The sequence below is a fragment of the Photorhabdus sp. RM323S genome (assembly GCF_042879375.1).
Taxonomy (GTDB): Bacteria; Pseudomonadota; Gammaproteobacteria; order Enterobacterales; family Enterobacteriaceae; genus Photorhabdus; species Photorhabdus tasmaniensis.
Genome location: NZ_JBHFKZ010000079.1, coordinates 1 through 11,757, shown reverse-complemented (window position 1 = coordinate 11,757; position 11,757 = coordinate 1). Strand labels below are relative to the sequence as shown.

The window sequence follows — 11,757 nt, the reverse complement described above, 5'->3', positions numbered from 1 at the left end:
GTTGGGGGGCCTTTTGTTTGCTTCGTTCGGTATGCTATGGACGTCCCTGACTTTTCTCTTGGTCAGTCCACCTTACTCCTATTCGAACACCATTATTGGGTTATTCGGGTTGGCCGGTGTTGCTGGTGCTTATGCGGCCAACTGGTTCGGACGCATGATCGATCGAGGGCAGGGCAACCGATTCACCTGTATCGGTCTGATATTACTGTTAGTGTCCTGGTTACCTGTTGCGTTTGGTCAGATCTCTGTATTGTCCTTGCTGATCGGTATTTTGTTGCAGGATTTGGCTATCCAAGGTGTTCATGTTACTAACCTGAACGCTATCTATCGTTTGGATTCAGAGGCTCGCAGCCGCCTTACAGCGGGAACAATGACTTCCAATTTTATCGGTGCTGCTGCCGGATCGCTGATTTCTTCATGGATTTTTTCCTACGCAGGTTGGTCCGGGGTCTGCATCGTCGGTGCTTTACTGGGGGGGATTGCTCTGGTATATGCAATTTGCGCCCAAAATGCTCGCATCCCTGAAAATGTGTGATGTAGTGATTATTGATATTTTCATGTTATGTCAGATTGTAGATTTTAATATTTATGTTGTTTAAAAAGGGGGGTGAAGAAATAAGTCTGAAATGAAATAATTATCTTATGTAATTGTCGTGACCGACTTTAATAATTATATGAAAAGAATAACTATAACTACCATGAAAATATAAGTTTTTAAATGCATATGGAATTCATATTTAAAATTATATATCTATCGAATATATAATTTCTAATTTGTTATTCTTTTATTTTTATACTTTTCTATTTGTTATTTCTTTTGTTATGTTTAGTTATGTGAGCTAAATCGAACTTTATTATTTATTTATTTTATGTTACTTATTGATTATTTGTTATCTTAATTGTATATTTAATTGTGAATCTTTTCGTACGAATGACTAAAAAGATCTAAGCGAAGAAATGGGAGTAGTAATGTATTTCCTGATAGCGCGATATAGGTTAATTTAGTGAGTTTGTACTTCATGATCTCGCTTTGGTGAAATTATTTGTATTTTAAATAATAAGTGAGAATGAAAATGAATAAATTATCTGATATTACATTGGTTAAACGAGATGAAATTCCATCAATGAGAACAATTGAAGTTGATGGTATTGAACATTGGTTAGGGCATGTGAAAGATTTTATGAAGAATAAATCTCTTGTCAGTTTTCTTCCTGGCGATAATCGTATTTCTATGGCGTGGGTACGTTTGGAAGCAGGTGAAGAATTAAATGAGCACACTCACCCAGTCGAATCAATGATATTAATGTGTGAAGGTGGAGCACATACGACGGGTGAGGTAAAGGCTGACATGAATGCTGGAGATATTCTTTTAGTGCCGCCAGGTAGACTACATGGATTTAAGGGGATGGAACCTAATGGATTTTGGGGTCTTTCAATCCAATTCGATTCTCGTGGTTTGTACGAAGATATCACCGATCCATGGGCAATCTTTTATCCTGAAATGAAATCAGACAAGGTAGGTGATAATATTGCTGAACAGTTGTTCCAGCTCAATGAAAAATATATGGATAGATTTGACAAACATCGTTTATTCGCGCTTGTGCGGAAAGGGTTGCTTAAAAATCCTGAAGCTAAGAAAAGATTTCTGGATTGTTTTCAAGTTTGGTCGAATCATTTTCAAAAAATGGTTCTGACGCGGGTGATAACTTTACAGGATCCTAAATTCGAAGAATTGGCCTGGCTTCATTTGATTGAAGAGTTAGGCCATAACCGTATTTTAGCGAAGAATCGAACAGATCTTCAAACTGTATTTGATCCGGTTCTTGAATCCACAAGCGCGTGGTTCCCCTGGAAAATGAACTCAATTAGTGATATTGAAAAAGTTGTTTTAGTTCACTTAGTTGTCGAAGCCTCAGCAACTTTCTTCTATAAGCATATTCAGCCTGAGATGGTATCCACTGCCACTGGAGGTCATTTTGATATTCATACAATCACTGATGATGAGCATATGGCAATGGGTTATGAATTCTTACGAAATATACCTTTGAGTGACGGAGAACGATTATTTGAAATTCAACATCAAGGCTGGTCTATGCTGATGTCTGTTATGGGGCGAATTGCTGATCTGGTAGTGTACAATTCAGATGAGCATTCAACAAATAATAAGCAAACTAAGGAATCAGGAAAAGGGGCTGACGTTGAAATGGCCAATTGAGGGGCCTCGTCGGGTGCCGTCTGAGGTATATACAGATCGTGAAATTTATAATCGGGAACAAGATTATATTTTCAAAAGCCGAACCTGGAACTATGTTGGTTTAACCACTGAAGTAAAGGATATTGGTGATTTTATTCAAACATTCGTAGGTGAAGTTCCGGTAATTCTTGTGAGGGACAGAAGAAATAAACTTAGAGTATTTGTGAATCGTTGCACACATAGAGGCGCTCAGATATGTCACCAAGAGCGGGGGAATGTGAAATTATTTACCTGTCTTTATCATGAGTGGTCTTTTAATCTTGATGGTACTCTTGTTGGTATGCCTTTTCGTCGGGGTATTGATGGAAAGGGAGGGATGTCACCAGACTTTGATTCAACGGAACATGGATTAGAACAGCTTAATGTAACAGAGCGGCATGGCGTTGTTTTTGCAAGTTTCAGTTTTGAAATTGAATCGTTTGAAGAGTATTTGGGGCCTGGCATATTGGCTTATTTTGATCGGGTATGTAATGGCAAAACATTACGTGTTATTGGAAAAATGCAGCATAGAGTGCACGCAAATTGGAAGCTCCAGGTAGAAAATGTAAAGGATCCATTTCATGCAGCACTGTTGCATTCATTTTTCCTGACTTTTGGTATTTGGCGTTCTGATCAAGAAACTCACGTTAAAGTAGATAAACACGGACGCAGCAGTGTTCTTGTTTCAACCGCAACATTTAAGCAAGCTCAGAATGAACAGTTTAAGGAACGGCTGAATTCTCAAAATGGTTTCAGTCTTAATGATAAACGATTAATTGAGTATCAATCTGAATACGAGCATGGTACGGGGGCCGTAATGACCATTTGGCCAAATCTGATATTCTTGCAACAATTAAATTGTTTGGTGATGAGGCATGTGAAACCAGATGGACCTGATTCATGTATTAAAACCTGGACATTTTTCGGATATGAATCGGATAGCCCTGAATTGACTCAAAAACGGTTATATCAGGCAAACTTATTTGGCCCGTCTGGATTGGTAACAATTGACGATAATGAAATATTGGCAATGGTTCAGATCGGTTCAGCTGCTTCTCCCAACTCAGTAGCCGTTCTGGAAGCGGGTAACGGAGAGGGGGATGCAGATCATATGATGACTGAGTCAGCTATTCGTGGGTTTTATAAATACTATAAAAAAATTATGGGTTATGAAGACGATGAATAGAACGCCAGAATTTCGTGAACTCACATTGGATGTTCAATGGCTTTATACCATCTACAATGAGTTTCTGGATGAAGGTAACATTGAACAATGGCCCAATTTTTTTGTTAAAGATAGCCACTATAGAATTACATCTAGGGAGAATTTTGATCAAAATTTTCCACTGAGTTTTGTACTCTGTGATGGGCAAAAGATGATTAAGGACAGAGCTATTGCATTGCAAAAAACTGTTATGTATCGAAGAAGATCTCAATGCCGAATCGTCAGTGGTGTACGATTGATTTCAATAGATGACGTCAATGTTTATGGCATTAAAGCATGTTCATCTTTTGCGATATATGAAAGTTTATATGGTGAATCCAGTAAACTACTTGTCTGTGGGCGTTCACATGACGTAATAGTTCAAGATGACGGTATATTAAAATTCAAAGATAGAATGTGTATTATAAATACAGATATAATTCCTGATTCGATAGTATTGCCAATTTAGGATATTCTAATTTCTTTTTGGAAATTAATTACTCATTATTTACAGATAGAAAATCTGAATTTTTACCTATGTATTCTCACTATAGGAAAAATATATGTCTCAATTACCAATGTATGATCTGCTGGTTCTCGATTTTACTCGGCATAGAGCGGGTCCTGTTACTTCCCGATTATTGGCAGATTGGGGGGCAACAATCATTAAAATTGAAGAGCCTGTCGATCTTGGGGACAGCATGGGGGGCTCACGTGAAGGGTTTGATTACCAAAACCTGCATAGAAACAAGCAGAGTTTGTCTCTGAATTTGAAAACAGATGATGGGCAAAGCGTTTTTAAAAAACTGGTGAGTAAAGCGGATGTTGTTCTGGAAAATTTCAGGCCTGAAGTTAAATATCGGCTTGGCCTTGATTATGATTCATTGCAATCAATAAACGAACGTATTATTTGTGGGAGTATATCTGGATTTGGGCAAACAGGTCCTTATCGCACAAGACCTGCTGTAGACCAGATTATTCAGGGAATGTCAGGTTTAATGTCAGTTACTGGTATACCTGGTAGCGGGCCCGTACGTGTTGGTGCGGCAATCACTGATATAAGTGCGGGAATGACGTTAGCTCAGGCAGTTTTAATGGCGCTTTATTATCGTGAGAAAACAGGCCTGGGCCAGTGGGTCTACACTTCTTTACTTGAATCTACAATTTCAATGCTTGATTTTCAGGTGGCAAGATGGCTTGCTAATGGTGATGTACCAACCCAAATGGGTAATGATCATCCAACATTAATGCCTATAGGGTTATTTCCGACGGTAGATGGACAAGTTAATATCGCTGCTGCTGAAGATTCAAAATTTAGACTTTTGTGTGAAATTTTGGATATCCCAGCGTTGGCTGATTTTCATGAATATAGCAATATTGCACTGCGGTCTTTAAATAGAGCTTCATTATGGAATAAATTGAAAGAAAGAATAAAATATTTTAAAAGTACCGAGCTAATTGAAAAGCTTAATGCTGTAGGTATTCCTTGTGGACCTCTATATACGATAGAGGAAGCAATGAATGATGAGCAAATGAATCATTTGAAAATGAAATGTTCAATTAATCACTCCCGTCTTGGTCAATTATCATTAGTTGGGCAACCATTTCATTCTAGTCGTTTTTGTGACATGCAAACCGTCAGGGCTGCTGCTCCAGAGCATGGAGAACATACTGACGTGATCTTAAAAGAGTTGCTAAATTACCAAGATGATGAAATAGTTGAGTTGCGTAATAATGGAATAATATAAGATTTCTTTCTTTACTCATGTTTCTGTTCTGCTATATCTATAAAAATAAGGTAACAGAGAATTAATTTTTCTATTTTTGATTGCATTTATTCGCGTTAATGAGTGTTTCTTTGATAATAATAAATGGATTATATTTTTAATAGAGTGAGTCAATTTTTCATCTGCAATTTTTTATTCTGTCATTTTCTCTTGGAATATATCAGTTAATCTTGTGGCAACATTTATCCTGAGAGGTTTCTGTTCATTGGTTTTAATATTTCTGGCATCAATTTTCTGGACAGCAGATATAATAATAGGCTTGGGAATAATAACGTCAATTAAAAATTTCTTATGGTGATAACATGAACATAAATGAAATTAATACAGGCAATATTGAGGACAGGTTTTCTTTACGTAAATTAAGTCCATATTTCTGTGCTGAGATAACCCGCATTGATTTGAGTCAACCGTTAGATGATGGATGTATTCAAGCGATATCTGATGCATTGGCTACTCATGAAGTTTTGGTTTTTCCGAACCAAAACCTTTCAACGGAAGATTTATTGCGAATTGGAGGTTATTTTGGTGAACTGACGGTTCATCCTTTCGCTGAAAATTCAGCAGAGGTTCCGGAGCTTATTGTCTTTGATTATAAAGAAGGTAATCCGCCGGTCTTAACTGATCGCTGGCATTCTGATGAGACATATCGGGAATGTCCACCGTTAGGAACGATACTTTATTCTAAAGTTGTTCCTGAAATTGGAGGGGACACCTGTTTTTCGAGTATGACCGCCGCTTATAACGCACTTTCAAATAAAATGCAGCAATTTATTTCTGGGCTGGAAGCTATACACGATTTTGCATCTTACAAATATCTTTTTCCTGAAACGGATAAAGGGAGGCAACAACTGCGTAAAAATGAAGATCAATATCCACCCATTAGCCATCCGGTAGTGCGTATACATCCGGTAACTGGGAAAAAAATTTTATTTGTTAATCCGCACTACACTCGATATATCAAAGGCATGGATGATAGAGAGAGCTTTGAATTATTGAATAGCTTATATCGCTCCACTGCCATTTTAGAGTATCAATACCGGCATCATTGGCAACCTAATATGCTTGTGTTTTGGGATAATCGTTCTGTTCAGCATGCTGCGGTTCATGATTATTATCCCAATCCCCGTTTGATGGAACGAGTAACAATAAAAGGTGATCGGCCTGTTGGTGACGGTACAATGGTTCAACAATCAGATTTACGTAAATTCAAAGTAGATCAATATGATCACACGGATGATCGCCGTGCCTTGCGCCAATTTGAACTTGAATGAGTTTCTTTTATAATAAAAGAGGGCTAAATTAACCAATTAGCTCTCTTATACCAATAAAATATGAGTTTCTGTTTTGCCTTCACATTTTGCATTGAGATTAATTGAAGTTAACTGGATGATTTATCTTTCTAATTAATAATAATGAACTCTTTGACGTCGGTGATTTAAAATGAATAGTATTACAACAGTCAATATCCAGAATGTTATCAATAGTCAAAAACTTTCAAAAGTCCAGTGGCAAGTATTAATTCTTTGTTTCTCTATCGTGACTATTGATGGTTTCGATACAGCATTAATTGGTTATATTGCACCCGCAGTGATCAATGACTTTAACGTAGAAAGCATTGTTCTTGGGCCAGTCATGAGCGCTGCACTTTTTGGTTTAGCATTGGGCGCGCTTTTTTCTGGTCCGCTTGCTGATAGATTTGGTCGAAAATTAGTACTTACAATTTCAGTGGGTGTTTTTGGTCTGTTTAGTTTGGTTACCGCCGCAGCTGATTCAATACAGACATTAACTATTGTGCGTTTTTTGACGGGGTTGGGTCTTGGTGCAGCAATGTCAAATGCAATAACGTTGATATCTGAGTATGCACCAGAGCATCGGCGGTCTTTGTTAATAAATATCGTTTTTTGTGGCTTTCCTTTTGGTGCGGCGCTAGGCGGAATGTTTTCTGCATGGATTATTCCACATTTTGGATGGCAAGGTGTTCTGATCTTAGGGGGTATTTTGCCACTGTTTTTATCTGTATTTCTTTTTTTTCTATTGCCGGAATCATTGAAATATCTAATTTTCAAAGGTAACTCAGAAGAAGATATAAGACGAATTTTGTTTAAAATGACAAATGGACTTTTAAATGATGTAAAGAAATTTACATTTGGTGAGGAAGAAATTATACATAAATCGGCAATTAAAACTATTTTATCCAGTCAATTTCTACTTGGGACAACCATGTTATGGATAACATATTTCATGGGATTATTGGTTTTTTATGTTTTAACCAGTTGGATGCCGATTTTAATGAACGATGCTGGTTTTAGCATTAGTATGGCAGCAATGCTTACGGCATTATTTCCTTTGGGTGGTGGAATTGGCGTTATTTTCTCTGGTTGGTTAATGGATCGGGTTAATCCTCACAAGGTAGTCGCAACTAATTATGTTCTTACTGGTATTTTGGTCTTTTCTATTGGTCAGGGAGAAAGTGTATTTTTATTGAGTATTTTAATATTTCTTGCGGGGACAACAATGAATGGTGCACAGGCATCAATGGGATCAATTGCAGCACAATTTTATCCGACTAATTGTAGGGCAACTGGTGTTGCCTGGATGTTAGGATTTGGAAGATTAGGCGGGATCTGTGGTGCTTTATTTGGGGCGGAATTTATCAGATTTGGATTAACTCATAGGACTATTTTTGCAATCTTATCCATTCCAGTCATTTTAGCTGCTGCAACATTGATATTTAAAGATGTAAGTTATGGAAACAATAAATAGAGAGTTTTCTCGGAAGAGGTTACAGTTTTGTACTGGTCAATTGATGATCTGCAAGCGTTAGCGATAATGCTGCATCAGTTTTATGCGATAGAATCTTCTCCTGCTGTTTCTTTTGTCACGGATGAAAAATCGGAGTTGTTAAAGAGAGAACCGTTGTGAGGTTGGATACAGATAATGCCTGACTTTTCACTTCGGTTGATTGTTATTCCGGGTAACCATTTTAGTTTATTGGAGGAGAATGAAAATAAAGCGGCTTTAGCTCAGGTCCTGAATAGGGCGTTGGCAATCCATTGTGATGGAGAAGTACTGTAATACTCATATATTAATTCATATAGAATAATTTAACATTGATGTGATAATCCGGTATATATTGTTTATACCGGATTATTTCTCTATTAAAGCAGAAGAAGAAACGTGATAATTTCCCCGGAAGTTATTTTTTTTGAATTTTTTTATTGTCGCTGTTTTATATTATGTGATCTGAATCTGGTTTTATTGTTGTTTTATTGTTGGTTTTATTTTTTGTTGATCGCCTTGGTCTCAAAATTATATATTTAATTGTAGAGTTATTGTTGGAAAGGTTTATTGTCATAAATAATTGTGAGAAGATAATTGAAGCGGTGATCATGGACATGTGTTTTTGGTGGTAATATAGGCTGATTTAATTATCCTTCATTTCATGATTTAGCTTTGGGTCATATTGGGTTTATTGTAAATAACTCGAGATAATTAAGAGGCTACCTAATTGGGATTAATAGCCGTTGACCGTTCTTGTGAATAAAGGGTTAACATGGACAGTGTGCGGAAACCGGCATGTACATATAATAGGTGAGAACGACTCGATTCGTCTGTCCTTGGCGTAGAACTAAAGTACGTTCGAAAGCTATTGCTTTTGTCTGAACGTTGACCAAGTTCGCTTTTTATTATAAAGAATGGCAAATAAAATAGTCCTATGGAATAGGTAATAAACGTGAAAAAGTGATGGGGAAAAGTCTAAATGTATATGTTGGCAGGTATATGAAAATTGAATAATATTAAACTCTGTTCCAGCTGGCATTACGTGTTAGTAAATATCGCTAGACGTTCGGAAAATCGCATTAAAGAACGATTTGACTGGAATACGTTCGGTTGCAATCAATATTTTATCGTGTTAATTGTTATTCTGCTAACGTTATTTTGTTATTACAAAATAATATATGATGAAATTAATTGTGATTTGTAATGTTTCTATAGGAACAAGAATGTCGTGTTCTATTTGTACAATGAGTTGGGTTATTTGTTCTGCTGTCAGATAAATTAGTGTTGAAGAATTGTGAATTGGTCGTTATTAATCAGATTCTGGCACAGTATCTGTGTGTCTTTAATTAATTTCAGATGTATCCGTTTTTATTTCTTGGGGGCAAGAAGTAAGAAAGAAATATTGGTGATGGTTGTCAGGAATGACAATTCTCAAATTTCTAACAGATTCGTTGAGGTAATAGATGAAAGGTAACGTTACTACAGAGGAAAATGTTCTTAAAGTCGAAACTCTCTCTCAGATGTCATGTGAAAATAAAACTCATAATATAAATGATACATCGATTCTATCACGTACATGCGTCGTGGTGGGGGGGACGACTCTTGCGGTGTTCTGCGCCGAGCAAATTCAGGCCGCCGGGCATATCATACAAGCGGTGCTATCTACTGATACGGTTCTACAAACGTGGGCGGCTCGACAAGGGATTGTTTGTGTGAACTCGGTCGATGCATTACAAGAACAAATCACGTTACATCCTGTCGATTGGCTTTTCTCCATCGTCAATCCAATCATCTTACCGGTGTCGCTAATTGGGCAGATTCGCGGCGGCGCTTTTAATTATCATGATAGTCCTTTGCCTCGTTATGCGGGCAGTCATGCCACTTCCTGGGCGTTGTTAGCCCAGGAGACGCATTACGCTATTTCCTGGCATTCTATTGAAGGTGGTGTGGATACTGGCGATATTGCTGTGCAATGCCCGGTATCGATTGAGGAACACGATAACGCTTTCTCGTTGAATCTGAAATGTTATCAGGCGGCTCAGAAAGGGTTTATTGAACTTTTGAAAGATTTGGGTCACGGCACATTGGTGACTTATCCGCAGGATCTCACGCAACGCAGTTTTTATGCTCAGTCACGTCGCCCCGATGGGGGGGGATATCTGTATTGGAAACAATCGGGAGAGGCACTGTCAGCTTTGGTGCGAGCATTAGATTTTGGCGAGAATTACGTAAATCCATTGGGTTGCCCGAAACTATTACTTGAACAGGGCACGGTGCAAATTTCCTGGCTACAGCGGTTGAACACATGTTCTGAGGGGGTACCCGGTACCCTGATTAGGGTGGAGGAAGATGCCTGGCAGTTGACGACCGGCAGTGAGGATGTTCGGATTGGCGGGTTCGCCACCCTTGAAGGTCACTTGCTGTCTGCCAGGGAGCTTGCCGATATATCGGCACTCAGTCCGGGTAAACCGCTGCCTCTGCTTTCCTCACAGCAGGCTCAGAATGTAAAAAATACCCTTCAAGCCCTCGCCCCCAGTGAATCATTTTGGTATGAGCGCCTTGCCTCTTTGCAGCCAATCCAGTTACCTTTTGAAATGATAGGGGAGCAGACAGAACCTCAATGGGTAATGAGCCCCTGGCAGCCTCCACTGCCAAAAAACGATGAAGAGGAGCCATTACAGGCACTGTTGCAGGTATTGGTTATCTATCTTGTGCGTCTGACTCAACAGGCTGAATTCCAAATCGGTTGGTGCGTGGATGAGGTCAAAGGTAAATCGGCAGATGTCCTGGCACCGGTGGTCCCCATGACCATTGAAGTGGCGTTTGATAAGCCCTGGAGTGCAGTAGCTGACTGGATTGATGATGAACTTGCCCGATTGGCACAGCACCAGACATTTAGCCGTGACCTCTTCACCCGTTCTCCTTCACTGCGGGCTATCCCGGCATTAAGAACCAACCGGCCGTGGCAGATCGCCGTCTCGGTGATACAGGATGACAGACCGTATGATCAGGAAGTATCCGGCGAATTGCTAACGCTTCAGATGAATGCACAGGGCGGTTTTCGCTGGATCTATGATGAAAATCGTCTGAGTTCGGAAGTGATTCTACGGATGAGTGAGCATTTACCGGTGCTGGCATTATCGAAAAGGAGCGGTGATGAAATCCCCGTCTGGCAGCTTAATTTGTTGCCGGAGGCTGAACGTACGCTGTTACTGGAAACTTGGAACGCCACAGAAACTGTGTATCCTGATACGTTGTGTATTCATCAGTTGTTTGAACAACAGGTGGAGAAAACCCCGGATGCGCCCGCGTTAGTGCATGAAGAGCAAACCCTCAGTTATGTTGAATTAAATACCCGCGCTAACCGGCTAGCCCATCAGCTGATTGCGCTGGGGATAGAGCCGGACCAGCGGGTGGCGATTTGCGTATCACGTTCACCGGCAATGGTGGTGGCATTATTGGCAGTATTGAAAGCTGGCAGCGCGTATGTGCCGCTGGATCCGGCTTATCCGGGCGAGCGTTTGGCACATATTTTGACCGATGCGGCCCCGGTTATGGTGCTGGCGGATGAAGCCGGTCGTGCCGGATTGGGTGAGGAAACACAGGCTACGCTGACCGTGCTCGACCCGAATACCTTGTTTGATCAACCGGACAGTAATCCACAGGTTCCTGGGCTGACTGCCCGGCACCTGGCGTATGTGATTTACACTTCTGGCTCCACGGGGGTGCCAAAAGGGGTGATGATTGAGCA

At 39.6% G+C, this 11,757-nt stretch carries 10 protein-coding genes; all 10 read left to right on the top strand.

All coding sequences use genetic code 11. The features are described from left to right. On the top strand, positions 1 to 535 hold a 535-nt coding region (locus ACGF7G_RS20865), incomplete at its 5' end, for an MFS transporter (RefSeq protein WP_387468093.1). A 538-nt stretch (positions 536 to 1,073) separates the two neighbouring features. After that, a complete protein-coding gene (locus ACGF7G_RS20860; protein ID WP_387468091.1) occupies positions 1,074 to 2,216 on the top strand; it encodes a cupin domain-containing protein in 1,143 nt (380 codons plus the stop codon). Beyond that, positions 2,200 to 3,420 (top strand): SRPBCC family protein, encoded by a 1,221-nt coding sequence (locus tag ACGF7G_RS20855; protein WP_387468089.1) that lies wholly within the window; start codon positions 2,200 to 2,202, stop codon positions 3,418 to 3,420. Before ACGF7G_RS20860 ends, ACGF7G_RS20855 begins: the two co-directional genes overlap by 17 nt. Further along, positions 3,413 to 3,907, top strand: coding sequence for an aromatic-ring-hydroxylating dioxygenase subunit beta (locus tag ACGF7G_RS20850; RefSeq protein ID WP_166296067.1), 495 nt, complete (start codon positions 3,413 to 3,415; stop codon positions 3,905 to 3,907). The genes ACGF7G_RS20855 and ACGF7G_RS20850 overlap by 8 nt, the downstream gene beginning before the upstream one ends. Before the next feature lie 94 nt (positions 3,908 to 4,001). Then, entirely contained in the window at positions 4,002 to 5,186 is a 1,185-nt protein-coding gene (locus ACGF7G_RS20845) for a CaiB/BaiF CoA transferase family protein (RefSeq protein WP_387468087.1), read from the top strand. Between the two features lie 341 nt (positions 5,187 to 5,527). After that, positions 5,528 to 6,496 (top strand): TauD/TfdA dioxygenase family protein, encoded by a 969-nt coding sequence (locus ACGF7G_RS20840; RefSeq protein WP_387468085.1) that lies wholly within the window; start codon positions 5,528 to 5,530, stop codon positions 6,494 to 6,496. A 169-nt stretch (positions 6,497 to 6,665) separates the two neighbouring features. After that, positions 6,666 to 7,988, top strand: coding sequence for an MFS transporter (locus tag ACGF7G_RS20835; RefSeq protein ID WP_387468083.1), 1,323 nt, complete (start codon positions 6,666 to 6,668; stop codon positions 7,986 to 7,988). Between the two features lie 27 nt (positions 7,989 to 8,015). Then, on the top strand, positions 8,016 to 8,147 hold the full coding sequence (locus tag ACGF7G_RS20830) for a hypothetical protein (protein WP_387468081.1): 132 nt from the start codon (positions 8,016 to 8,018) through the stop codon (positions 8,145 to 8,147). A gap of 15 nt (positions 8,148 to 8,162) precedes the next feature. Then, positions 8,163 to 8,300: a hypothetical protein gene (locus ACGF7G_RS20825; protein WP_387468079.1), complete on the top strand. Its 138-nt coding sequence runs from the start codon at positions 8,163 to 8,165 to the stop codon at positions 8,298 to 8,300. 1,169 nt (positions 8,301 to 9,469) lie between these two features. After that, the coding region (locus ACGF7G_RS20820; RefSeq protein WP_387468077.1) for an AMP-binding protein at positions 9,470 to 11,757 on the top strand (2,288 nt) is incomplete at its 3' end.